At 72.8% G+C, this 21,668-nt stretch carries 27 protein-coding genes; 12 read left to right on the top strand and 15 right to left on the bottom strand.

What is annotated here, in order from left to right; all coding sequences use genetic code 11:
* The first annotated feature begins 36 nt into the window (after window positions 1-36).
* The 3 genes from O7604_RS00255 (at window position 37) to O7604_RS00245 (ending at window position 2,623) form a co-directional block, all read left to right on the top strand.
* Window positions 37-603, top strand: coding sequence for a DUF4240 domain-containing protein (locus tag O7604_RS00255; RefSeq protein WP_281578489.1), 567 nt, complete (start codon window positions 37-39; stop codon window positions 601-603).
* Window positions 604-680: 77 nt separating this feature from the next.
* Window positions 681-1,637, top strand: coding sequence for a DUF3800 domain-containing protein (locus O7604_RS00250; RefSeq protein WP_281578488.1), 957 nt, complete (start codon window positions 681-683; stop codon window positions 1,635-1,637).
* Window positions 1,634-2,623, top strand: a complete 990-nt coding sequence (locus O7604_RS00245; protein WP_281578487.1) for a BtrH N-terminal domain-containing protein — start codon at window positions 1,634-1,636, stop codon at window positions 2,621-2,623. The genes O7604_RS00250 and O7604_RS00245 overlap by 4 nt, the downstream gene beginning before the upstream one ends.
* Before the next feature lie 3 nt (window positions 2,624-2,626).
* Here the strand turns inward: O7604_RS00245 and O7604_RS00240 are convergent, their stop codons facing one another.
* Both O7604_RS00240 and O7604_RS00235 read right to left on the bottom strand, forming a co-directional pair.
* Window positions 2,627-3,052 (bottom strand): VOC family protein, encoded by a 426-nt coding sequence (locus O7604_RS00240; RefSeq protein WP_281580020.1) that lies wholly within the window; start codon window positions 3,050-3,052, stop codon window positions 2,627-2,629.
* 45 nt (window positions 3,053-3,097) lie between these two features.
* Window positions 3,098-6,370 (bottom strand): hypothetical protein, encoded by a 3,273-nt coding sequence (locus tag O7604_RS00235; RefSeq protein WP_281578486.1) that lies wholly within the window; start codon window positions 6,368-6,370, stop codon window positions 3,098-3,100.
* A 243-nt stretch (window positions 6,371-6,613) separates the two neighbouring features.
* Between O7604_RS00235 and O7604_RS00230 the strand changes: the two genes are divergently transcribed.
* Both O7604_RS00230 and O7604_RS00225 read left to right on the top strand, forming a co-directional pair.
* On the top strand, window positions 6,614-7,489 hold the full coding sequence (locus O7604_RS00230) for a sulfotransferase domain-containing protein (RefSeq protein ID WP_281578485.1): 876 nt from the start codon (window positions 6,614-6,616) through the stop codon (window positions 7,487-7,489).
* Between the two features lie 21 nt (window positions 7,490-7,510).
* Window positions 7,511-8,221: a helix-turn-helix domain-containing protein gene (locus O7604_RS00225; protein ID WP_281578484.1), complete on the top strand. Its 711-nt coding sequence runs from the start codon at window positions 7,511-7,513 to the stop codon at window positions 8,219-8,221.
* Here O7604_RS00225 and O7604_RS00220 read toward each other — a convergent pair.
* On the bottom strand, window positions 8,203-8,781 hold the full coding sequence (locus tag O7604_RS00220; protein ID WP_281578483.1) for a dihydrofolate reductase family protein: 579 nt from the start codon (window positions 8,779-8,781) through the stop codon (window positions 8,203-8,205). The two genes, O7604_RS00225 and O7604_RS00220, sit on opposite strands and share 19 nt — an antisense overlap.
* A 54-nt stretch (window positions 8,782-8,835) precedes the next feature.
* A complete protein-coding gene (locus tag O7604_RS00215) occupies window positions 8,836-9,291 on the bottom strand; it encodes a rhodanese-like domain-containing protein (protein WP_281578482.1) in 456 nt (151 codons plus the stop codon).
* Between the two features lie 70 nt (window positions 9,292-9,361).
* Between O7604_RS00215 and ftrA the strand changes: the two genes are divergently transcribed.
* Window positions 9,362-10,363: a transcriptional regulator FtrA gene (gene ftrA, locus O7604_RS00210; protein ID WP_281578481.1), complete on the top strand. Its 1,002-nt coding sequence runs from the start codon at window positions 9,362-9,364 to the stop codon at window positions 10,361-10,363.
* On the opposite strand, the gene O7604_RS00205 is transcribed toward ftrA, so the two are convergent.
* From O7604_RS00205 to O7604_RS00195, 3 genes are read right to left on the bottom strand one after another with little or no spacing between them, the layout of a single operon-like run.
* Entirely contained in the window at window positions 10,330-10,698 is a 369-nt protein-coding gene (locus tag O7604_RS00205; protein WP_281578480.1) for a nuclear transport factor 2 family protein, read from the bottom strand. The genes ftrA and O7604_RS00205 overlap by 34 nt on opposite strands.
* Window positions 10,676-11,152, bottom strand: a complete 477-nt coding sequence (locus O7604_RS00200; RefSeq protein WP_281578479.1) for an SRPBCC domain-containing protein — start codon at window positions 11,150-11,152, stop codon at window positions 10,676-10,678. Before O7604_RS00200 ends, O7604_RS00205 begins: the two co-directional genes overlap by 23 nt.
* Window positions 11,149-11,481 carry a metalloregulator ArsR/SmtB family transcription factor gene (locus O7604_RS00195; RefSeq protein WP_269700857.1) on the bottom strand — a complete coding sequence of 111 codons (333 nt, stop codon included), beginning with the start codon at window positions 11,479-11,481 and terminating at the stop codon, window positions 11,149-11,151. The genes O7604_RS00200 and O7604_RS00195 overlap by 4 nt, the downstream gene beginning before the upstream one ends.
* Window positions 11,482-12,065: 584 nt before the next feature.
* Between O7604_RS00195 and O7604_RS00190 the strand changes: the two genes are divergently transcribed.
* The 3 genes from O7604_RS00190 (at window position 12,066) to O7604_RS00180 (ending at window position 15,377) form a co-directional block, all read left to right on the top strand.
* Entirely contained in the window at window positions 12,066-13,427 is a 1,362-nt protein-coding gene (locus tag O7604_RS00190; protein WP_281578478.1) for a restriction endonuclease, read from the top strand.
* A gap of 174 nt (window positions 13,428-13,601) precedes the next feature.
* Window positions 13,602-14,327, top strand: a complete 726-nt coding sequence (locus O7604_RS00185; protein WP_281578477.1) for a hypothetical protein — start codon at window positions 13,602-13,604, stop codon at window positions 14,325-14,327.
* Between the two features lie 96 nt (window positions 14,328-14,423).
* Window positions 14,424-15,377 carry an FAD-dependent oxidoreductase gene (locus O7604_RS00180; RefSeq protein ID WP_281578476.1) on the top strand — a complete coding sequence of 318 codons (954 nt, stop codon included), beginning with the start codon at window positions 14,424-14,426 and terminating at the stop codon, window positions 15,375-15,377.
* 8 nt (window positions 15,378-15,385) lie between these two features.
* Here O7604_RS00180 and O7604_RS00175 read toward each other — a convergent pair whose 3' ends face one another.
* On the bottom strand, window positions 15,386-15,811 hold the full coding sequence (locus tag O7604_RS00175) for a hypothetical protein (RefSeq protein WP_269700850.1): 426 nt from the start codon (window positions 15,809-15,811) through the stop codon (window positions 15,386-15,388).
* A 143-nt stretch (window positions 15,812-15,954) separates the two neighbouring features.
* Between O7604_RS00175 and O7604_RS00170 the strand changes: the two genes are divergently transcribed.
* Entirely contained in the window at window positions 15,955-16,692 is a 738-nt protein-coding gene (locus O7604_RS00170; RefSeq protein WP_281578475.1) for a VOC family protein, read from the top strand.
* A gap of 40 nt (window positions 16,693-16,732) precedes the next feature.
* Here O7604_RS00170 and O7604_RS00165 read toward each other — a convergent pair whose 3' ends face one another.
* A complete protein-coding gene (locus tag O7604_RS00165; protein WP_281578474.1) occupies window positions 16,733-17,095 on the bottom strand; it encodes an ADP-ribosylation/crystallin J1 in 363 nt (120 codons plus the stop codon).
* A 163-nt stretch (window positions 17,096-17,258) separates the two neighbouring features.
* On the opposite strand from O7604_RS00165, the gene O7604_RS00160 reads away from it, so the two are divergent.
* Window positions 17,259-17,873, top strand: a complete 615-nt coding sequence (locus tag O7604_RS00160) for a dihydrofolate reductase family protein (protein WP_281578473.1) — start codon at window positions 17,259-17,261, stop codon at window positions 17,871-17,873.
* A 47-nt stretch (window positions 17,874-17,920) separates the two neighbouring features.
* A complete protein-coding gene (locus O7604_RS00155) occupies window positions 17,921-18,814 on the top strand; it encodes a hypothetical protein (protein WP_281578472.1) in 894 nt (297 codons plus the stop codon).
* Window positions 18,815-18,816: 2 nt separating this feature from the next.
* Here O7604_RS00155 and O7604_RS00150 read toward each other — a convergent pair whose 3' ends face one another.
* Genes O7604_RS00150 through O7604_RS00125 form a run of 6 tightly spaced genes read right to left on the bottom strand, consistent with a single transcriptional unit; the run spans window position 18,817 to window position 21,649 of the window.
* Window positions 18,817-19,353: an SUKH-4 family immunity protein gene (locus tag O7604_RS00150; protein ID WP_269700841.1), complete on the bottom strand. Its 537-nt coding sequence runs from the start codon at window positions 19,351-19,353 to the stop codon at window positions 18,817-18,819.
* Window positions 19,350-19,895, bottom strand: coding sequence for an SUKH-4 family immunity protein (locus O7604_RS00145; RefSeq protein WP_281578471.1), 546 nt, complete (start codon window positions 19,893-19,895; stop codon window positions 19,350-19,352). The genes O7604_RS00150 and O7604_RS00145 overlap by 4 nt, the downstream gene beginning before the upstream one ends.
* Window positions 19,892-20,419 (bottom strand): endonuclease, encoded by a 528-nt coding sequence (locus O7604_RS00140; RefSeq protein WP_269700837.1) that lies wholly within the window; start codon window positions 20,417-20,419, stop codon window positions 19,892-19,894. Before O7604_RS00140 ends, O7604_RS00145 begins: the two co-directional genes overlap by 4 nt.
* The gene (locus tag O7604_RS00135) at window positions 20,412-20,906 is read right to left on the bottom strand and encodes a hypothetical protein (RefSeq protein WP_281578470.1); all 495 of its coding nucleotides are present in this window, start codon (window positions 20,904-20,906) and stop codon (window positions 20,412-20,414) included. Before O7604_RS00135 ends, O7604_RS00140 begins: the two co-directional genes overlap by 8 nt.
* 3 nt (window positions 20,907-20,909) lie before the next feature.
* Window positions 20,910-21,239, bottom strand: a complete 330-nt coding sequence (locus O7604_RS00130) for a hypothetical protein (protein WP_281578469.1) — start codon at window positions 21,237-21,239, stop codon at window positions 20,910-20,912.
* Complete coding sequence (locus tag O7604_RS00125; RefSeq protein WP_269700834.1) at window positions 21,236-21,649, bottom strand: YbaB/EbfC family nucleoid-associated protein; 414 nt, start codon at window positions 21,647-21,649, stop codon at window positions 21,236-21,238. Before O7604_RS00125 ends, O7604_RS00130 begins: the two co-directional genes overlap by 4 nt.
* Window positions 21,650-21,668: the final 19 nt, after the last annotated feature.

Raw genomic sequence — 21,668 nt, 5'->3', positions numbered from 1 at the left:
TGACAGCTTGTCGGTGGGGCGGCGTACGGTCCCGCCGTGGATCGGGAGACGTTCTGGGACATCGTGGAGCGGGCGCGTCGCGCCGCGGGACGCGAGACGGTCACCGCCGAGGGGGCCGACGTCGTGGCCCGGCACCTGGTCGCGGAGCTGTCGGTGCGTAGTCCGGCGACGATAGTGGGCTTCGAGCAGGCGTACGACGACGTGACGTCCGAGGGGTGGCGCTGGGACCTGTGGGCGGCCGCCTACCTGATGCGCGGCGGCTGCTCGGACGACGGGTTCGACTACTTCCGCGGCTGGCTGGTGGCGCAGGGGCGGGCGGTCTGGGAGCCGGCCGTCGCCAATCCCGACTCCCTCGCCGACGCCGGTGTCGACCCGGACGACGACGCGGTCGAGTGCGAGGCGGTGCTGAGCGCGGCGGGCGACGCGTACGCCGAGGCGACCGGCGCCGGCACCGACGCGTTCTGGGAGGCGCTCGACGCCGCCGACCGCGCCGCTCCCGCCCAGCCGGCCGACCCGGCCGGTGAGGACTTCGACTTCGACGACGACGAGCAGATGCGCGCCCGGCTGCCGCGCCTGACCGCGATCTCCCGGCCGGTGGAATGAGGTCCACGACCCGCCGCCCGACCCGATCCGGCTTAACCGCTGGTCCGTCGCGGCCCGGGTGGGCGAGCATGGTCGGCATGGCCGGATCGACGGGTGCGAGGCTGCCGCTGCAGGGCGGGCTGCCACCCGGCGCGGCGCTGACCGGCGCGGTGCGGGAGATCGCCTGCGACGAGTCCGGCTTCTCCGGCACCAACCTGCTCGACCCGGCAACCCCGGTGATCGTCCACGCCAGCGTCGACCTGAGCCGCGACGAGGCCGCCGATCTGATCCGTACGCTGCGGTCCGGGTTCCGGTTCTCGCCCGACGAGGTCAAGTCCCGGCAGTTCCTGCGCCGCCGGGAAGCCGCCGAGGCGGTGGGCTGGTTCCTGTCGGCGCTGCGCGGCCGGGCGCACGTGCACCTGGTCGACAAGGAGTTCTTCCTCGCCACCCGGGTCGTCGACCTGCTGCTGGCCGAGCCGTCGTACGCGGCGGGCACCCGCCTCGCCGGTGACCGGCGTCCGGCCGCGGCGGCGCTGCACCGGGCCGGGCGGGCGGCCGGGCCGGACTGGGCGGGCTTCCTCGCCGCCGTGGTCGAGATGCTGCGCACCAAGCGGCGGGACCGGGCGGACGACCGGAGCGTCGACCGGTTCTTCGCCGCGCGGGACGCGTTGCGGCGCCACGTCGGCGACGCGCGGGCCGGCGCGGTCCTCGACGCTCTCGACCCGGCCCGGGTGGCAGCCGTGCAGGCCCGGTTGTACGCGGGCGACCGGACGATCCCGCCGCCGCTGGAGCCGCTGCTGCCGGCGCTGGCCGAGACCGTCCTGCACTGGAGCGGCGGCCGGCGGCGGGTGCTGGTGATCCACGACGAGCAGAGCGCGCTCACCGAGGACCGGCTGCGCCGCCTCCAGACGGCACTGGCCGCCGGTGATCCGCCCGGCCCGTCACCGCTGGCCGGGCTGGTGATGACCGATTCGCGCGACGACCCCCGCGTCCAGGCCGCCGACCTGCTCGCCGGGGTGGCCCGCCGGATGCCCGGCGTACAGGAGCCGTCGTGATCCTCGACGACGTGACGCCGACCGGCGGGGTGCACTGCGAGACCACCACGCTCGGCGTGCTGACGCGGCACGCCGGCCTGAGCCTGTCCGAGCCGATGCTGTTCGGCCTCGGCGAGGGGCTCGGCTTCGTCTACTGGGACGCCAAGGGCATGGACGTGCCGTTCCTCGGCGGGCGCACCAAGCCGCTGTGCGTGACCCGGGCCGCCGCCGGCCACCTGGGCCTGGACCTGCGCGTCCGGGAGACGACGTCGGCGGCCAGGGCGTGGCGGAACGTCACCGAGGCGCTGGACGCCGGACAGCCGGTCGGCCTGCAACTGGACTCGTACCACCTGGACTACTTCACCACCAAGGTCCACTTCGGCGGGCACACCGTCGCGATGTACGGCTACGACGACACCCACGCTTACCTGGTCGACACCGCCCAGCAGGGCGGCGCGGTGACCACCACGTTGGACAGCCTCGCCCGGGCCCGCGCCGCGCGTGGACCGATGACCGCGCGCCACCTGTCGTACACGCTCACCGCGCCCGGCGCCCCGCCGGACCTGGCCGCCGCCGTCCGCGCGGCGGTACGCGCCAACGCCGGGGCGTTCCTCGACCCGCCGATCGCCAACCTCGGCCACCGGGGGATCGCCACCGCCGCCGCCCGGGTCACCCGCTGGCTGGACCGCGCCGCCGACCCGGCCCGTGGCCTTCCGCTCGCCGCGACGCTGATGGAACGCGGCGGCACCGGCGGCGCGCTGTTCCGCGCCCTGTTCCGGGACTTCCTCGCCGAGGCCGCCACCGTCACCGGCGATGCCCACCTGCGCCGGGCAGAGCTGATGTACGCCGACATCGCGCCACTGTGGACCGCCGTCGCCGACCACATCGCCGACGCCGGGCGGACCGGCGACGCGGCCCACCTGACCCGCGCGTCGGCGGTCCTGGCCGACCTGGCTGTGCGCGAACGCGAGGCGATGACGGTGCTGGCGGCCGTGGACGCCGGGTAGCCGTCAGCTCAGCTGCTGGGCCAGCGCCACGATGACGCCCGCCGGGCCGCGCAGGTAGCAGAGCCGGTAGACGTCCCCGTAGTCCGCCACCTCACCGATCAGCTCGCCGCCGTGGGCCCGCAGGCGAGCCACCGTGTCGTCGACGTCGTCCACGGCGAACATGACCGACCGCAGGCCCAGCGTGTTCGGCGGCGCGTCCGCCGGTTCGGCGGCGACGAGCGCCGGTGCCCGGAACCGCGTCAGTTCGAGCTTGCCGTGGCCGTCGGGCGTCCGCATCATCGCGATGTCGACCCGGACGCCGTCGATGCCGTTGACCCGGTCCACCCACTGCCCCTCGACCGGCATCTCGCCCTCCACCTCCATCCCGAGTTCGGTGAAGAAGGCGATCGCGGCCGGCAGGTCGTCCACCACGACGCTGACGTGGTCCATCCGCTGAAGCGTCACGCCTCGAGCATAGGACGGCGTCCGGCCTGGTCAGCTCATGTCGAGCGTGTACGCGGCCTCCCGCACGTCCGCGTCGGGGTGACGGCGCAGCGCGGTCAGCAGGTCCCGCCACGGCGTCTTCCAGCCGAACTCCGCCCCGTGCGCGACGAGCGCCACCGCGAACAGCCCACCGGCCAGGTCTCCGCGCCCGGCGAGGTGGGCGACGGTGCCGGCCAGGGCCGCCGGGTCGGGCCGCCGCCGCATCGTGAGCAGACGATCGCCGACGCGTTGCGCGGTACGGACAGCGACCACGGGCCGGTCCGCGCAGAGCGCGGCGACCTCGTCCAGGTCGGCGAGCCGACCGAGGTCGACGAGCAGGCCGGTGGCCGTACCCAGGAAGCCGTCCCGGCCGGCGAGCCACCGCGCGGCCTCGACCAGCCCGGCACGGTCGGCGCCCGCGGGGCGGCTGTCGGACCACAGGGCCGCGCCCTCGGCGAGCGACTCGACGCGCCGCCGGGCGGGCCGGTCGGTCACCGGACCGCCCGGGTCGTCGTCGGCCGCGTCCCGCTGGACCAGCCGCTCCAGCGCGGCCCGGAAGGCCTCGTCCCCACCGGCTCGCAGCAGGTTCGCCACCCCGATGCTCGGCGTCGTCTCGTCCGGGTCGGTGAGCCGGTCCACGACCAGGTCGGTGACGCCGGTCAGCCACTGCGACCACTCGCCGAGCGCGTCGAACGCGGCGCGGCGGACCTCCCGGTCGTCGGCACGGCACGCCGCCACGACCAGGCCGGCGTAGGCGCGGCGGTGCCGCTCCGAGATCCCCGACGGGTACGCGCCGAGCACCGCGCGCCGCTCCTCGCGGCTGGCGTGCACCGCCGCGCGCAGCACGGCCCAGGTCGCCTCGGGTCCCAGCCGCTGCCGGGCGGCGGAGACGATCGCCGCGCGCACGTCGCGGTGCGTGCCCGGATCGGCGTACGCCTCACCGAGCGCCGCCATCGCGTCCACCCGCGCGTAGCGGGCCAGCAGCCGTGCGGCCTCCTTGCGGCTGGTGACCTTCGCGGCGCCGGTCAGCACCCCGCCCAGCAGGTCGGTCAGGCGGGCCGGCGGAACGTACCGGGCGGCCCGTCCGGCGGCGTACAGCGCGACGCGTGCCCGGTCGCCGTCGGCGTACCGCAGCAGCACCGGGAACGCCTCGTCCGGCCGGTCGGTCCAGACCAGCGCACCCAGCGCCGCCTCGGCGACCGGCACCTCGGACGCGTCGACGTGGCGCAGCACCAGTTCGCGCCCGGCCGGGCCGGCCCCGGCGGCGGCCCGGATCGCCGCTGCCCGCTGCCACACCCGGTGACCGGAGTCGGCGATGACGCGTGTCTGAAGCGCGACGAAACGGTCCTGGTGGCGGGGGAGCCAGCGCTGCGCCTGCGGGGCCGGGCCGGGCACCCATCGCTTCCCGCTCTCCACGAACCGGCCGCGCGGGGCGCGGTCCAGCACCCGGTCGAGCAGGTCGGTGCGGGAGGTGCAGACGATCGTCCACACCTCGTGGAGCGCCACCGCCGAGGCGTCGACGTCGAGCACCTCGGCGACGCGCTGCGAGCGGGTACGCGGATCGGCGAGCCACAGCCCGACCGCCGTGCGGGCCACCGCCGGCAGCGTGTCCGGCCCGATCGCCCGGCGCAGCAGGTCCTGCAGTTCCGGCAGGCGCCAGGCCCGCCGGCCGAGCGCGTGGGTGAGCGCGAACAGCAGCCCGTACCGGGCGCGTGCCATACCGGCCTCGATCCGGCCGCGCAGCCGGTCGAACACCACAGCCTCCTGGCCGTGCCGCAGCACCGTGTCGAGCCGGCGCAGCACCGGTGCGTTCGCGTCGCTGCTCACCGCGTCGATCGTGCGCAGCGCCCACTCGGCCAGCTCCGGCGCGTCCACGTGGTGCGTGAGGACGTCGACGGCGAGCCGGCTCAACGCGCCGGTGGTGGTCGCCGAGGTGTCCCGCGCGTCCACCGCGTCGGTGGTGAGCCCGGTCAGCCCGGTCGCGCTCGTGGCGGTGAGCAGTGGCGCCACGGTGGCCAGCGCGGTGAGCGCTGCGGCGCGTACCGGGTCCTGCTCGTTGCGCAGCCGGCCGAGCCGGACCACCACCTGGGCCACCGTCCGCGGGTCGCGGGAGCGGCGCGCCGCGGCCACCAGCAGTCGCCAGCCGTCCGCGCGCTCCTCCGCGTCGCCCGAGCGCAGCGCCGCGCTCGCCGACGCGGACGCCTGCGGCCACGGCAGGTACGCGCTCCAGAACCGCACCTGCTCCTCCCGCTCGCGGACCGCAGGCAGGGTCAGCACCCGGGCCGCCTCGCGCGCCCGCACCGGGGCCGGCAGCACCTCCATCACCGCGGTGCCGGGCAGCAGCGCGGTGGTGTCGGTGTCGGCCAGCGCGCCGTCGTACAGCTCCGCGCGGCGGCTCGGCGCGACGGCGCGCAGCAAACCGGCGAGCGCCCGGTCGTGCTCCCGCAGCCGGGCGGCGAGCGGGATCAGCTCGTCAGTGGGCAGCGCGGCGAGGCGGCGCAGCAGCGCCCGGGGCAGCGCGGTCCGGGCCAGCCAGGCCGCGCGGGCCGGGGAGACGAGCAGGCGTACGACCCGGCGCGCGTCGTGTGCGGCGAGCCGCCCGTAAGCGACGAGCGGGCCGGGCAGCGACTCCTCGGGCGCGTACGCGTCGAGCAGATCCAGTGCCCGCGCCGGATCGCCGTGCAGCACCGCGCCGGCGACCTCCGCCCAGATCCGCCCGCGCGTCTCGGGCGGGGCCGAGGCGAGCCGTTCACCGGTGCGCGTCAGCACGATGTCGGAGTGCGTCCGCATCAGCCGTTCCGGGTTCAGCGCGTGTTCCAGGTCGGGCAGCCAGGTCCGTACCGTCTCGGGGCCGCAGGCGGGCAGCAACGCGGCGGCCTCGTGGTCACCGAACCGCTCGCGTACCCCGATGATCAGTGCGTCGGCGACGGCCGGGACCGGCCGACGGCGCAGCACCCGGTAGACGCGCCGCCGCGCCTCCGCCGGCCGGTCGGTCAGGTCGGCGGGCGTCACGCCGGCCCGCACGGCGGCGGTCAGCGCGGTGGCGGCGATCGACGGCTCCGGATCGAACGTCGCGGCCAGGACGGCCGCGGTGTCCCGGGTGGCCAGCGCGGCGAGCAGCGCGAGTCGCCGCTCGTAGCTGCCGTGCCGGCGCAGGTCGGCGCAGACCTGCGCACGGTCGGGTGCGGTGCGTGCCCACGCCACGAGGCGCCGCGCCCGGTCACGGTGGGACAGCGGGTCGAGGGCGGTCAGCAGATCGCGGGTGGGGGTGAGCACGGCGCTCATTGTGCCGGTGCACGAGCGTGCGCTGCTGCCCCGTCGCACTATTCCGCAATTCCTATGGAAATTGTAGATTTTCAGCGTTCTCCCAGCTGATCGGGATTGACATTAATCGGACCGTCGGGGATATTCCTAGCGGCGCGTCGGGGCGCGGGGCGGAGCAGGCGAAGTCTGCGGACTTCACCTGCGTGACGTGCGGAAAGGTGTTCGTGCTGCCCCTGCTCCGCGGGGTCCTGATGGAGTTGGACAATGATTAATCGGGCCGTCGAATTCGCCAAGCACAATTCGCCGAATTCTCTGCGCGTCAAGGCCCGGCGGGCGCAGATGGAAGCGCGCAACGCCCGCATGCGACTCACCGTCCCGGTGGTGGCCCGCAGCGAGTTCGCCAACATCTTCCACTGCACCGTCCGCAAGACCGGCAGCCAGTGGATCAAGGCGTTGTTCAGCGACCCGGCCGTCTACCGCCACTGCGGCCTGCTGCCGTATGACCCGCGCTTCTACGCCGGCGGGGCGACCGCGCCGGTGCCCGCCGGCCGCGTGGGCCTGGCGATCTTCCTCTCCCACAAGCGATTCGAGGCAGTGCCCAAGGCCGGCAGCTACCGCGCGTTCTTCGTGATCCGCGACCCGCGCGACGTGGTCGTGTCGAGCTACTTCTCGCTGCGCAACTCGCACGCCCCGATGGGAGACATCCCGCAGGCACGAAAGGCCCTCCAGGAACTGCCGAAGAAGGAGGGCATGCTCTACGTCATCGACCGGCTGCGCGACAAGAAGCAGTTCGGGCAGATGCGCTCCTGGGCGGTCGCGCCGGCCGACGAGACGTTCCGGCTGTTCCGCTACGAGGACCTGACCGGCGAGCGGCAGACCGAGGAGGTCGACCAGCTCATGCGGCACTGCGGGATCACGCTGCCGCCGGCCGAGCTGGAGGCCCTGCTGGCTCGCTACAGCTTCACCAAGATGAAGAAGTCGAAGGAGACCCCGGGGCGGATCTCCCACTACCGCAAGGGCGCGTCCGGCGACTGGCGCAACCACTTCGACGACGACATCTACGCCGCGTACACGAAGGCGGCCGGTGACCTCGCGGAGATCCTCGGCTACCCCGCCCGGGACGAGACTCCCGCCCGCTGACGATCGCCGTATGCTCCTGCCGTGGAGCTGCGGTTCACCACGCGGGCGTCCGACTCGGCCTGGATCGACACCGTGTGGACCTGTGTCAGTGACCGGGTCGACGAGATGACCTCGGTGGCGACGCCGTGCTGGGGACTCGTGTTCTGGCAGCGCGACGGGCGCTCGTACGCGGCCCTCTCCGGCCCCGAGACCGCTACCGGCACCGCGCCGGTGCCCGAAGGCGCGAGCTTCGTCGGCATCGAATTCGCGGTGGGCACCTCGCTGCGGCTCGTACCCACGCCCGCGCTTGTGGACGGCGGCGCCGAGCTGCCCGACGTGGGCCGCCGGACGTTCCGGCTCGACGGCGGCCGGTGGCCCACACCCGGCCCGGACGACGCCGAGGCCCTGGTGGAACGGCTGGTCCGCGCCGGGGTGGTGGTCCGCGACCCGCTCGTCACCGAGACGTTGCGCGGCGGCCGTCCACCGGCGTCACCGCGTACCCTCGAACGTCGGTTCCGGGCGGCGACCGGGCTGACCCGGGGAGCGGTGCGGCAGATCGACCGCGCGCGCCGGGCCGCCGTGCTGCTGGCCGCCGGCGGCCCGCCCGCCGACGCGGTCACCACCTTCGGGTACGTGGACGAACCGCACCTGGCCCGCGCGCTGCGCCGGTACGTCGGACGGACGGCCGGTGAGCTGCGCGCGGGCGCCGGTGGGGCGATCGCGCTGGACCCGGCTCAGCGGGTCACGTCGTAGATGAGTTTGACGACGCCATTGGGGTAGGCGGCGCTGTCGCGCAGACGCAGCTTCTGCCGGTCCCGGTCCGCCCGGGTGAACAGGCTTTTGCCGGCGCCGAGCAGCACCGGGAACACGAGCAGGTGGTACCGCTCGATCAGGTCCGCCTCGGCGAGACGACGGGCGAGTTCGGCGCTGCCGTGGATGAAGATGTCGCCGCCGTCGCCCTGCTTGAGCGCGGCGACGTCGGCGGTGCTCCGGAGGACCGTCGTCGGCCCCCAGCCGTCGACCAGCGCGTCCTCGGGCAGCGTGGACGACACCACGTACTTCGGCAGATCCCGGTAAGCGGCGTGGTCCTCGGAGTCGCGCCAGGTCGGCGCGAACGCCTCATAGCTGCGCCGGCCGAACATCAGCGCCGTGGTCTGTGCCAGTTCCTCGCCCTTGAGCGAGAACGCCTCGGGCAGGAACTCGACGTCCTTGACGACCCAGCCGCCGCTGCGGTGCTCCTCGCCCGGGCCGCCGCCGGGGGAGTCCACCACGCCGTCCAGCGACATGAATCCGGTGTAGACAAGATCACGCATGCGGCCATGCTAGGAACGGCCACCACCTGCCGTCTTGTACGGAACCGACACGGCTCAGCAGCCGCACGAGACGCCGGCCGGGGCGGTGAGGTCGTCGGCGGGCCGCCGGACCAGCCCCGCCTCGGTGCGTACCGGGAAACCCTCCCGCACCCAGTACTCGTACCCGCCGATCATCTCCTTGACCGGGCGGCCGAGCCGCGCGAACTCCAGCGCCGCTCGGGTGGCCCCGTTGCAGCCCGGCCCCCAGCAGTAGGTGACCACAGTGGCGCCCGGCGGGACCAGCTCGCCCGCCCGGGCGGCGATCTCCGCGGTGGGCAGGTGCACGGCGCCGGGAATGTGCCCCTGCCGCCACGCCGGTAGGGAGCGCGAGTCGACCACGACCAGGCCCGGTACGCCCGCCTCCAGGTCGGCGTGCACGTCGCTGACGTCGGCCTCGAACGAGAGCCGGGCCGAGAAGTGGGCGAGGGCGTCGGCGGGGCGGGCGGCGGGGATGCGCAGGACGTTCGACATGGCCCCATCGTGGTGGCCGCCGTCCGGCCGCTCCAGTGGCGCGAGCGACGCCTGTCGCTAAGATCCCGCCATGAACCGCTCCGCCGTGTCGGTGCTGGCGTACGAGGGCATGTCGGTGTTCGAGACCGGCATCGTCACCGAGGTCTTCGGCCTGCCCCGGCCGGAGTTCGACGTCCCCTGGTACGAGCTGACCGTGTGCGCGGAGACCCCCGGCGCGGTGCGGCTGGTCGGCGGCGCCACGCTGCACACCGGCCACGGACTCGACGCGTTCGCCGCCGCCGACACGCTGATCGTGCCGGGCGTCGCCGACGTGCACGCCGACCCGTCGCCCGCGCTCACCGACGCGCTCCGCGCTGCACACCGGCGCGGCGCCCGCATCGTGTCGATCTGCTCGGGCGCGTTCGCCCTGGCCGGCGCGGGACTGCTCGACGGTCGCCGCGCCACCACCCACTGGCGGTACGCCGACCTGCTCGCCCGCCGCCACCCGGCGGTACGCGTCGACCCGGACGTGCTCTACGTCGACGACGGGAACATCCTCACCAGCGCCGGCAGCGCGGCCGGCCTCGACCTCTGCGTCCACTTGGTACGCCGCGACCACGGCCCGACGATCGCCAACGCGGTCGCCCGCCGGCTGGTCGTACCGCCGCACCGCGAGGGCGGCCAGGCGCAGTTTATCGAGGCGCCGGTGCCCGGCGACCCGGAGGACGACCGGCTCGCGGCGAGCATGTCCTGGGCGCTGGCGAACCTGAACACCCCGATCACCGTCGACCGGCTGGCCCGGCGGGCGCACATGTCGGCGCGTACCTACCTGCGGCACTTCGCGCGGGCCACCGGCACCAGCCCGATCCGGTGGCTGATCGACCGGCGCGTCCAGGCCAGCCTGCCGCTGCTGGAGACGACCACCGCGCTGATCGAGGAGGTCGCCACGACCGTCGGGTTCGAGACGGCCGTGACGTTCCGGCACCACTTCACCGCCGCGATGCGGACCTCGCCGTCGGCGTACCGGCGGGCCTTCACCCGGCCCGGCGGCCGCCGCGCTCACGACCCGGCGGACCCCAGCGGTACGACGTAGGAGTCGACGCGGGCGATGAGGCCGTCCCGGAACGTGAACAGGTCGTTGAAGGCGAACCGGAACGGCCCGTGCTCGACGCTGACGCCCCGGCCCTCGCCGGTGACCACGACGACGGGTCCGTCCTCGTGTACGCGCTCGACGTCGAGCTGCGGGCTGCCGGTGAACGCCGGGTTCTCGATCTCACCGTCGAACTCCGTCCGGCCCCGGGTGGTGCGGTGGCCGTGGATGACCCACTCGACGTCGTCGGTGAGCGTGGCGAGGATGCGCTCGTGGTCACTCGCCCGGAAGCCGGCGAAGTACTCGGCGACCAGGTCACGCTGGGTTGCTCGGGTCACTGCTGTCTCCATCGTCGTGGTGTCGGAGGTGCGCGGCGAGGGCGTCGAGGATCGAGGCGAGCCCGTCGGCCGCCTGGTCGGTGCGCAACTCGGGCGGGAGCTTGCGCTGGTGCACGGTGAGGTCGGTGTCGTCTCCGGCGGGCCGCAGCGTGACTGTGGTGCGCAGGCCGGTGACCGGCTCGTCGAACACCAGCTCACGCGGCTCGTCGACGCGCACGTAGACGAACCGCAGCCGCCCGGTCCGGCCGTCCGGGGCGCGCGTGTCCAGCGCGAACTCGCCGCCCGGTCGCAGGTCGACAGTCACCGAGCCTGGCGGCACCGTGGCGTGCGAGCCGCCCCAGAACGCTGCGATGCCGGACGGTGAGGTGAAGGCCGCCCACACCCGGTCCGGCGTGGCGGGCAGGTGGCGCAGCGCGATCAGTTCGTCGCCGTGGCGTTCGGTACGGGCCCTCACCGGGTCGCCTCCGGACCGGAGAGGTGCTCCTCGAGCGCGTCGAGGCGGTCGTCCCAGGCGCGACGCTGCTCGTCGATCCACGTGCTCATCCGGGCGAGCCGGTCGACGCGCAGCCGGCACGGCCGCCGCGTGCCCTCCCGTCGCTGCTCGACCAGGCCGCACCGGCGCAGGACGCCGACGTGGTGGGAGATCGCCTGCGGCGTCAGGTCGAACGGCTCACCCAGCTCGCCGACTGTGGCCTCACCCCGGGCCAGGCGGGTGACCAGGGCGCGGCGGACCGGGTCGCCGAGCGCGGCGAAGGCGAGGTCGAGGTCCGGATCGGACTGCATGCCCTCACGCTATCGCAAACATTGGTTTGCGCAAACTGAAGTTTGCAAAAGCTGCCCTGCTTGTCTCCTCTCACGAGTGGAACGTCATGGGTGTCAAACCGGGCTGGTGGCACCCATGACGTTCCACCGACCAGGTGTGCTGGCCGCAGATCAGGCGTTGATGAGTGCTGATGGGATGTCAGGCTGGCAACCGCGTCGCCGATGAACGGATGCTCGCGGTCGGCTGTCAATGCCGGGCAAGGGCTCCGTGACCTACTGTCACTAACTAGATACTCAGGGCTCCACGAAGTCGATAGTCTGTTGCGTCGAGTTGTCGGCATTGGACCGAAGTGAATCGGAGGAGCCGGATGGCGCGTAGGCCTCCATCATCCAGCGAATGGGAACGACGGCAGCGTCAACAGGCACGAGAACTCGATCGCCAACGGCGGGCAGCGGAAGCGGCTGCCAGAGCAGCTGACCGGGCAAGGCGAGATCAACACATCGCGGATCGGAGGCGCGACGCCGAGCGGCGTACTGCCGAAGTTGAGACCCGGATAGAGCAGCTTCGGACGATCCTTATTTCGGGCCTGCGCCGCATCGTCAGAGTGGATCTGGCTTCACTCAAACGTCAGCCCACGCCGCCGTCGTTCGACCCAGGTGGGCTCGCCGTAGTCCCCGGTCAGCCGTCATGGAGGCAGTTCGAACCGCCGAAGCCAGGTGGCATCAGTCGCTGGTTCGGCGGGCAGAGCCGTTACGAGCAACAGCTCGTGAATGCCCGCGCTGCTCACCAGCAGGCCATGCGGGCGTGGGAGGCTGCAGAGGTCGAGCGTCGACGGCGAATCGACGAGTTGCGCAGCGATCATGAGGCGCGCGTTGGGCAACATATGGCGGAGATCGCCGAGCACAACCGGCACGTGGAGCAACTGGCCGACGCCTACCGCGTCCGCGATCAGCGGGCCGTTGAGTCTTTTCTCGGGTTGGTTCTCAGCCAGCTACCGCTACCGGCCGACTTCCCTCGTCGCGCCGAGATCACTTACAGCCTCCAGCAGGAAAAAGCTGTCGTCCGTATGCAACTCCCGAGCAACGAAGCCGTGCCCACCGTCCGTGGGTACAAGTACATCCAGACGCGGGACGAGATTCAGCCGGTTCCGCGACCGGCACAGGAGGCCAGTGAGTTGTACGGCTTACTCGTTGCCCAGATCGCACTGTTGGCTCTTCGGGATCTGTTCGGGGCGGATTCGCAGCTGGCGAGCATTGGGTTCAACGGTCACGTTGACGCCGTCAACCCCGGGACTGGGAAGCGCGAGTATCCCTGTCTGATCAGCCTTGATGTCGAGCGCGAAGCTTTCACCCAGTTGGTTCTCGACAAGGTCCGCCCTGAGGTGTGCCTGCGTCATCTGAACGCCTTGGTCTCGCCACACCCGTATGAGCTTGAGCCGATCACTCCGATCCTGGATTTCGACCTCACGAAGTTCTCCTTCGTGGAGGGTATGGACGCGGTATCCGCCCTTGATTCGCGTCCGGACCTGATGAAGATGAGCCCGACTGAGTTCGAACACCTGGTCCGGCAGATCTTCGAGGCTATGGGCGTGGAGAGCTGGACCACCGAGCAGAACTACGACGATGGCGTCGACGCGGTCGTCGTCAATCGGTCCGCACTCCTCGGGCGCCTCAGTATTGTGCAGGCCAAGCGCTACAAGAATGCAGTGGGCGTCAGCCATATCCGTGAACTTGCCGGTGCCATCGAAGAGAAGAAGGCTGGGCACGGCATCCTCGTCACTACCTCGTGGTTCACGCCGCGTTCCTGGCAGAAGGCCCGTGAGCATGGACGGATCGAGCTCATCGACGGCAGCCGCCTCGCATACTTGATCAAAGAGCACCTGGGCAAGGACGTGCTTATTGGAATCAAGCGTCCGCGTTCAGCGACGACGGGGCCAGGAACTGCCAGCAACGAGCCCGAGCCGTAGCCGTTGAGTGGCGTCGCCTCCAAGGCGGAACGGCGGCTGGCCCGGATGAGGCGAAGGCTCGTCGGACAGGCCGGAACCCGGCAGAGGGGCCGGACGTTGGGGGGAGTGGCGGTGCTGTTTCGGGCGGCGTGGCATCGGGAACGTCGTCGGGACGGGCACGGGACGGAGGTCGACATGAGGACACCGGGTCGCCGTAGGCAGATGCTGGGCGTACCCCTGCTCGTCGCCACGCTGCTGGCCGGCGCCTGCGGCGACGGCGGCGGCACCGCGGACTCGAGCGCGACCTCGGCGACCACCCCCGCGACGCCGGAGGCGTCGCCGTCGTCCGGCGGGCCCGTGACCATCCCGAAGTCCGCCTTCGCCGACCTGCCGCCGGCGCTGCGCAAGAACGACGCGCAGCCGATGGAGGTCACCGACGCGCTGCCCGAACTGTGCGCCGAGGAGTTCCGCAGCGGTGGACGGTCGGTCACCGCGAGCGCCGCGATGATGAGCACCTACAAGCAGCCGAAGGACCCGCCGGAGAACGTCCCCTACGGCACGCTGCACCAGACCGTCTTCGCCTTCGAGGGCACCGGCGCCGCCGACTACCTGCGCCGGGTCCGCGGGGCGATGGAGTCCTGCCGGTCGTTCAAGGAAGCCGGCGGCACCGTCACCGTCCGGTCCCAGCCGATGGCCCGCACCGGCGACGAGGCGCTGCTGGTGACTGTCACCCGGCCGGCCACCGCCCTCGACGGCAGCCCGGCCGACGGGCAGGCCACCAGCCAGATCATCGTGATCCGGGTCGCCGACGCGGTCACAGTCGTCCACGACCAGGGCTGGGAGGGCACCAGCAACGACCCCGGGCTGGCCGACGACATCGCCGGGGCCGCGGTCCGCGGCCTCGACTCCTGGCAGCGCTGACCACCTACCGGCGGACGTCGCTGCGGGGACAAACAGACGGGACCGTCCGGTGGAGAATGGGCCGGGCCCGCGACCGTCGAGCGGATGGAGCCCGCGATGACCACACGTCCGGACGTCCTCGTCGTCGGTGCCGGGGTCAGCGGCCTCAGCACCGGCATCCGCCTGGTCGAGAACGGCGCCCGGGTGCTCGTGCGCACCGCGGCGCCGCCCGCGCGGACCACGTCGGCGCTGGCCGGGGCGATGGTCGGCCCCAACCTGTCCCCACCCGGCGACCCGCAGCGCGCCTGGACCGACGAGACGCTGCGGGTGCTCGGTGCCGAGCCGATGCCCGGCGTGGCGTGGCGCGACGGCATCCTCGCCGCCCGGCCGGAAGGGGCGACGCCGCCGTACGCCGAGCAGACGCCGGGCTTCCGGCACCTGGGCGACGACGAGCGGCCCGCCGGCTTCGGCACCGCGTTCACCGTCCGGCTGCCCCTCGTCGACATGCCGGTCTACCTCGCGTACCTCCTGGCCCGCCTCCGCGACGGCGGCGGCGAGGTACGGGAGGAGCCGGTGGGCTCGCTCGACGAGGCGGCGGCGCTGGCCCCGGTCGTGGTCAACTGCGCCGGGCTGGCGGCGCGGGCCCTGACCGGCGACACCGGCCTGCACCCGGTGCGCGGGCCCCGGATCGTGGTGCGCAACCCCGGCCTGGACCGGTTCTTCATGGAGGCGCCGATGGCGCCGGCCTGGGCGTCGATCTTCCCGCACGGTGACCACGTGGTGCTCGGCGGCGGGCAGCGGCGCAGCGACGACATCACGCCCGACCCGGCCGAGGAGGCCGAGGTGATCGCCCGGTGCGCCGCCATCGAACCCGCCCTGGCCGCCGCCGACGTCCTCGAACACACAGTCGGCCTGCGCCCCGGCCGGGCGGCGCCGCGCGTGGAGGCCGAACGGCGTGGTGACGCGCTCGTCGTGCACAACTACGGCCACGCGGGCAACGGGGTGATGCTGTCCTGGGGCTGCGCGGCCGCGGCGGCGGCGCTCGCCCTCGGCGCCGCGCCGTCCGCCTGACCGCGTGATCAGGACACGGCGGCCCGCACCAGTTCGGTGAGCCTCTTCTCCACCTCCGGGCTCCACCGCATCAGCGCGAACGACGCCGGCCACATGTCGCCGTCGTCGAGATTCGCCGCCTCCTGGAACCCCACCGTCGAATAGCGGTACTTGAACTTCCCCGCGTCCTGGAAGAACACGACGAGCTTGCCGTCGGCGTTTGCGTACGCGGGCATGCCGTACCAGGTCTTCGGCGACAGCTCCGGCGCGGCGGACATGATCGTCACGTGCACGCGCTCGGCCAGCTCGCGGTCCTCCGGCGCCATCTGCGCGATCCGGTCGAGCACCGCCTGGAGGTCGTCGGCCTTCTTGGCGCCCTTCTTCCCCTCGGCGCGCAACTCGGCCGCGCGCTCCTTCATCGCGGCGCGCTCCTCGGCACTGAACCCGTCGGACATCTCGATTCCCCCTCGTGGCTTGCGGTCCGCGTGGTGCCGACCGCTGACGGCAACGCTATGGCGTGCCGGTGACAGGGCGCTTCTCGATTCCTGATCGTCTGCCGGGACCACGCCGGCGCGGCGTGGGCTCTAGCATCGCGGCCATGGCAACGCGGTTCGTGCAGATCAACATGAAGGCCCACGACGAGGTGACGCTCGGCGGTTTCTGGGCGAAGGCGCTCGGCTGGGGGATCTCCAGCGAGGCTCCCGGAGTGACGAACCTCGAACCCGAGGGCTTCACCTACCCGGACCCCCGCTTCCTCTACGTCGATCTCGTCGTCTCCGCCGAGCCGAAGACGGCGAAGAACCGCGTCCACGTCGACCTCGCGACCACCTCGGCCGAGCACCACGCGGAGCTGGTCGCGCGCCTGAGGGCTCTCGGCGCCACCCCCGCCGACGTGGGCCAGGGCGACGTGCCGTGGACGGTCCTGGCCGACCCGGAGGGCAACGAGTTCTGCGTACGGGAGCCGAACCCGCGGCACGCGGACACCGGGCCGATCGCCGAGGTGGTGGTCGACTGCGCCGACCCGCGCGCCATGGCCGACTTCTGGAGCCGGGCCACCGACTGGACCGTGCACGAGGCGACCGACGAGCAGGCCGTGCTGCGCTCCGCCCAGGGCGTCGGGCCGTACCTGCGGTTCGCTCGCTCGGCCGACGCGAAGACCGGCTGGAACCGCGTCCACCTCGACATCCGCCCCTACCCGGGCGACGAACTGGACGCCGAGGAGGCCCGGCTGCTGGCGCTCGGCGCCACCGCCGCCGGCGTCGGTGGGGCCCACATCCACTGGCGGGTGCTCGTCGACCCGGAGGGCAACGAGTTCTGCCTGCTCACCCCGGGCTGACCCGCGGACCGGGCGGGCGCGACCACCCGCCCGGCGCCGGTCAGCCCGCCCGCTCCGGCACCCGGAACTCGTGGACCACCTCGATCGGTCCGACGATGTGCCGGTTGAACTCGTCGAGCTCCTCGGCCGGCACCCACAGCTCCAGGATCTCCCGGCCACCGACCTGCCGGACCGGATAGCGGGCGGCGAACGCGCGCTCGACGTGGAAGCGCGTCACGTAGCCGGCACCGGACGCCGGCACGTTCCAGTCCCGGGCGATCATGACGGCGTACTGCTCGTTGAGCACCGGGTAGAAGATTGGCTGGTCCGGCAGCCGCGGCGGCCAGGCCCGCCAGCCGGAGGCGCGGACGAGGTCGAGCTCTCGTGGACCGGTCGGGCGCCACAGTGTCGTCGTCTCCGTCATCGCGTACCCCCTTCGGCGACGGTTGTGGCACCGTACCGGCGGCGCGCCGCGACCGGCCATCGGCTTTCGGCCGCAGAATCGACAGCGGATGCGATGAGTTCGCGAAGCCTCGGCGGTCCACCCGTCGACATCCCAGACAGACAGACAGGTAGGGAGCACCGCGATGGCCACTGTCATCTCCACGCTGTTCATCTCGGCCGACGGTGTCGCCGAGATCGACCCCGACTGGCACTTCCCGTACTTCGACGACAACATGGGCCGCGCCGTCACCGAGGACTACGACACCTCCGACGTGCTGCTGATCGGCCGGGAGACGTACGACAGCTTCGCCGGCGCCTGGCCGGACCGGGAGGCCGCCGGCGGTGAGGACGCGCCGTTCGCCAAGCAGCTCGGCGACATGCGCAAGGTCGTCGTCTCGCGCCAGCCGCTGGAGTTCTCCTGGCGCAACTCCGAGCTGATCCAGGGTGACCTGACCGACGCCGTACGCGCGCTCAAGGCCGACGCCGGCATCAAGGGCATCCTCATCCCCGGCTCGATCTCGGTGGTGCAGCAACTGCTCGCCGCGGGCCTGGTGGACGAGCTGCGGCTGCTGGTGCACCCGGTCGCCGCCCGCAAGGGCCGCCGGCTGTTCGACGAGGGCGACGCGCCGTACCACCTGCGGGTGGCCGCGACCGAGGCGTACCCGACGGGCGTGATCCGGGTGATCTACACCCCGGCGCCGGCGCCGGGCGCGGTCGGCTACGACGACGTCAAGGACCAGGTGCCGGCCGGGAACTGACGATCACGGGGCCGCGGCGGGCCGGTGTGTCGTGAAAGGATCCGCCGGTGCGTCGCGCTCCGCTGCTGTTGATCCTCGCGGCCGTGTCCGCCGTCGCCCACGTCGTCGGCGTCCTGGTGGCCGCACCGCTCTGGCGCGGCGCGGAGGTGCTGAGCCTGGCGCTGCTGCTCGGCTACGCCGTCGCCGCGGGACTGCCGGCGCCGCGCTGGGCGGTGCCGGCGGCGCTCGTACCGTTGATCGTGGACGCGGTCCGCACGATGCCGGCCGAGCCGGGCGCCGGGGACGTCGGCTGGCTGGTGTACGGCAGTGGCGACAGCGGTTTCGACGTCACGGCCGGCTTCGACGCGGCGTTCGCGGGGAGCTGGGCGGCGCTGGTCGCGGTGGCGGTGCTGCTGGTCGCGTTCCGGGGTCGTGGGCGGCGCCGGCACCTGATCGCCGCGGCGGTCGCCGCCGCGCCCGTCCTCGGGTACGCGGCCGTCCGGGTCGCCGACGTCGGCGCCGCCGTGGCCGCGAGCACCCGGCTCGTGGAGGTCCGCACCGAGACCACGCTCACCCGGGTCGGCGGCCCGGGGTACGACCAGGCCGACGTCGTGCCCGCGCTCGTCCTCGCGCTGCTGCCGCCGCTGGCGCTCGCGCTCGCCGCGCTGGTGCTCGCCGTGCTGCTGGCCGGGCGGGGCCGGCGGCTCGCCGCGACCGGCGCGGCACTGCTGGCGGTGCTCGCGTTGCCGCTGCTCGACGCGGGCATCGAGGCCCTGCTCCTGCCGGACTCGGCCGACACCGCCCTGTTCGCCTGGTACGCCATCACACCCACGACCGCGATGCCGCAACCGATGGCGGCGCTCACGGCGGTGGTGGAGCTGGCCGCGTACCTGCTGCTCGTCGCCGGGCTGACCGGCCCGCGGCGCGCCGCACCGGCGGTGCCCGCGCCGGTCGCCCGTTGACGTCAGGCGGTCGACTCCAGCTCGTCGAAGGCCATGTTCCACCACGACTCCGGCTCCGCGAACGCGGCCGGGTCGACCGGGCGCAGGTCGTCGCGAATGGCCGCCGCCCGTGCGGCCCGCTCCCGCCCGCCCGGATCGGTGGCGATGAGCTGCCCGAGCCGGTAGAGGAACTCCACGAACGCGGCGAACGTGCTGTTCACCGTCTCCAGGTTCGGTGTCTCCAGGTCGAGCAGGATCACCGCGCCGGTGCCCGCGTCCAGGCAGAACAGCAGTGCCGGGTCCTCCGGCGAGGCGCCGAGCACGACGTACGGGCGGGGGCCCTGGTCGCCCAGCTCGATCGACAGCGTGGAGAACAGCTCGACGTCGGGCACCGAGACGTCCACTGTGAACAAGATGGGCACCTCGACCGGCAGCGCGCCGTCGGGCGGGAACACCTCCGGTCCGAGCGGCCCGAGGATCGCGTCGAAGCGCTGGTCGGGGAAGTAGATGACACCCCGCTCACCCCACAGCGCGGTGAGCTGCTCCCGGGTGACGGTCACGGCTGCGCCTCGTCCTCGTCGACCTCGTCCGCCTCGTCGAGCAGGCCCTGCCGGTCGAGGAACGCGTACCACCCGTCGTCGTCGGTGACCAGCTCGGCGTAGCCGGGGCCGAGCACGTAGTAGTGCACGAACGAGTCGAGGTCGGGCGCCAGCTCCTCGAACGCGTCTCCCATGAACCACTCGGTGCCGGTCGGCGGGAAGTACCACACCGCGCCGGTCGTCCGCTCCAGGAAGATCGGCTCGTCGCTGCGCGTGCCGACGACGAGCCAGCCGCCCTTGTCCTGCGGGACGGGGGAGAAGTCGGGCGCGTAGTCGAGGAAGTACTGCACCCCGGCGAGCCGGCCGGCCGAGGCCAGCTCGAACGCGCCGGCCCGCAGGCCGTCGGCGGCGAGCAGCAGATCACGCAGGCCGGCCGGCAGGTCCGCCGGCACGTCACCGGCGTCGGCGGGCTCGCCGATCTGCGCGTACGCGAGACTGGCCGGCTCGTCCGCGGCGAGGTCCGCGCGGAGTTCGCCGAGAAGCTGCGCGAGATCGGAAGTCAATCCACTACCTCTATTCGGATCGGGGTTCCGTCCGGCAGATTCTGGATCTGCCCCCAGATCTGGGAGCCGATGTCCGTGTTGGTTCTACCATGCAGCAGCTTGAGGTTGTCGACGGTGTCCGGCCCGCCGAGCTGCAGTTCCCACACGTGGTCGGGGTGGTAGTCGCTGAGCCTTTGACTGAGCCGGTTGGCGAGGTCCTTGTCGTGCGGCCAGTACTTGTCCCAGATCTTCTGCCGGATCCGGTCCTTGTAGCCGTCGGTGATGCTCTTGTCGCGGGCCACCGGGTTGGTGGCCTTGTAGAGCTTGCCGGAGTCGCTGAGCTTCTTCAGCGCGGCCATCTTGCGCCGGAACTGGGCGGTGGCGTGGAAGTCCCGGCGCTGCACCCGCACGACCTTGGTGGGCAGGCTCCGGTTGGGCCCGGTGACCCGGACGATCGGCTTCTCCAGCTTCTCGACCGCCTTGCGGACGATCTTGCCGGCCGCCGGTTTCGCGGCGGCGCCCCGGCCGCGCCTCGGGCTAGGCATCGAGCAGTCTTCCGATCACCTGGTCGATGAGCGCGCCGACGATCTCCCGGGTGATGATCTGGAAGATCGGGATCTCGGCCAGCGAGGCGCCGAACGTGACCACGGCGGTGGCGATCGCCTGGGCGACCTGGAACGCGAGGATGGCGAGCTGCACGATCACCGCGATCTTCAGCGCCAGGACGATAGCCGCGCAGATGATCAGCCCGGTGCCGAGCAGCATGGCCGCCGGCATGCTGTCGTGCAGCACGAGCGGCCCGTTCTGCTCGCCGCCCCACCACTTCTGGAACGCCGCGATCGCCGGGCCGACGTTCTGCGTCCACACCTGTGCGGCCGCCGCGTCCACCTCGCCGGCCGCCGCCCCGATCCGGCCGCCGAACTCGAGCCACGCCTGGCCCATCTCGAAGAGCTTCTCCTCGTCGGCCTGCGGCCAGGTGTAGCCGATCCAGCCGAGCGCGGTGACCAGCTCACCGGGTAGTTGCAGTCCCATGGCTCACCCCAGCCCGCCGGCGAGCGAGCGCATCGTGCCCGCGCCGTCCTCGTCGACCCGCTCGTACGCGTCGGCCATCCCGGTGATGTCGGCGCCCGCCGAGGTGAACTCGTCGGCCGCCATGCCGACGCAGTCGAAGATGTAGTTCGCCACCTCGGTGTAGGCGATGCCGATCAGCGACCCGATGTCGTCGGCGCCCCACGGCTCGCCGAAGCCCTGCATCCGCGCCTCGAACGCCTCCAGCTCGCCGGCGAACCGCTTGGCGAGGTCGGTGACGCCGCACCCGGCGGCCCGGATCAGCGGCGGGTGCACCTCGAAGCCGTCGCCGCTCATCGCTGCCCGCCGCGTGCCAGTCGCTCCTGCGCCTCGGTCAGCGCGTCGAGGAACGACCCGAGCCGGGGTACGGCGGTGTCCCGTACCTCCTGCAACTGCTCCCGCAGCTGCGACATGTCCGCCACCTGCGGGGCCGGGCCGGCGCGCAGCCCGTCGATCGCCGCGTTGACGGCGGTGACGATGTGCGCGGTCAGCTCCTCGGAGCCGAGCCGCATCAGCCGCGGCTCGACGTGCAGCGAGTGGAGCTTGCCGTCGCGTCCCATCTCGGCGCGTACCTGCCCGTCGGCCGCCTCGCCGACCGCCGGCGTGTCCGCCTCGCCCTCCGGTGGCGGACCCACCGTCCGAAGTGCCGCCATCGTGGCGTCGAGCATGCGGGTGAAGTCGCCGCTCATCGAAGGATCCGCACTCATGAGACCTCCCCAAGGCCAA

The sequence above is a fragment of the Micromonospora sp. WMMA1947 genome (assembly GCF_027497355.1).
In the GTDB taxonomy this organism is placed as follows: Bacteria; Actinomycetota; Actinomycetes; order Mycobacteriales; family Micromonosporaceae; genus Micromonospora.
Note: the sequence above shows the minus strand (reverse complement) of the source record. Positions and strands in the feature narration are given on the sequence as shown.

Excerpts from the sequence above, each read along its gene's own strand:
- O7604_RS00195 (WP_269700857.1), bottom strand. The coding sequence starts at position 11,481 with ATGCAGTCCGATCCGGACCTCGACCTCGCCTTCGCCGCGCTCGGCGAC.
- O7604_RS00160 (WP_281578473.1), top strand. The coding sequence starts at position 17,259 with ATGGCCACTGTCATCTCCACGCTGTTCATCTCGGCCGACGGTGTCGCC.
- O7604_RS00240 (WP_281580020.1), bottom strand. The coding sequence starts at position 3,052 with ATGGACCACGTCAGCGTCGTGGTGGACGACCTGCCGGCCGCGATCGCC.
- O7604_RS00125 (WP_269700834.1), bottom strand. The coding sequence starts at position 21,649 with ATGAGTGCGGATCCTTCGATGAGCGGCGACTTCACCCGCATGCTCGAC.
- O7604_RS00170 (WP_281578475.1), top strand. The coding sequence starts at position 15,955 with ATGGCAACGCGGTTCGTGCAGATCAACATGAAGGCCCACGACGAGGTG.
- O7604_RS00220 (WP_281578483.1), bottom strand. The coding sequence starts at position 8,781 with ATGCGTGATCTTGTCTACACCGGATTCATGTCGCTGGACGGCGTGGTG.
- O7604_RS00135 (WP_281578470.1), bottom strand. The coding sequence starts at position 20,906 with ATGGGACTGCAACTACCCGGTGAGCTGGTCACCGCGCTCGGCTGGATC.
- O7604_RS00180 (WP_281578476.1), top strand. The coding sequence starts at position 14,424 with ATGACCACACGTCCGGACGTCCTCGTCGTCGGTGCCGGGGTCAGCGGC.
- O7604_RS00235 (WP_281578486.1), bottom strand. The coding sequence starts at position 6,370 with ATGAGCGCCGTGCTCACCCCCACCCGCGATCTGCTGACCGCCCTCGAC.
- ftrA (WP_281578481.1), top strand. The coding sequence starts at position 9,362 with ATGAACCGCTCCGCCGTGTCGGTGCTGGCGTACGAGGGCATGTCGGTG.
- O7604_RS00185 (WP_281578477.1), top strand. The coding sequence starts at position 13,602 with ATGAGGACACCGGGTCGCCGTAGGCAGATGCTGGGCGTACCCCTGCTC.
- O7604_RS00165 (WP_281578474.1), bottom strand. The coding sequence starts at position 17,095 with ATGACGGAGACGACGACACTGTGGCGCCCGACCGGTCCACGAGAGCTC.
- O7604_RS00140 (WP_269700837.1), bottom strand. The coding sequence starts at position 20,419 with ATGCCTAGCCCGAGGCGCGGCCGGGGCGCCGCCGCGAAACCGGCGGCC.
- O7604_RS00230 (WP_281578485.1), top strand. The coding sequence starts at position 6,614 with ATGATTAATCGGGCCGTCGAATTCGCCAAGCACAATTCGCCGAATTCT.
- O7604_RS00130 (WP_281578469.1), bottom strand. The coding sequence starts at position 21,239 with ATGAGCGGCGACGGCTTCGAGGTGCACCCGCCGCTGATCCGGGCCGCC.
- O7604_RS00215 (WP_281578482.1), bottom strand. The coding sequence starts at position 9,291 with ATGTCGAACGTCCTGCGCATCCCCGCCGCCCGCCCCGCCGACGCCCTC.
- O7604_RS00175 (WP_269700850.1), bottom strand. The coding sequence starts at position 15,811 with ATGTCCGACGGGTTCAGTGCCGAGGAGCGCGCCGCGATGAAGGAGCGC.
- O7604_RS00250 (WP_281578488.1), top strand. The coding sequence starts at position 681 with ATGGCCGGATCGACGGGTGCGAGGCTGCCGCTGCAGGGCGGGCTGCCA.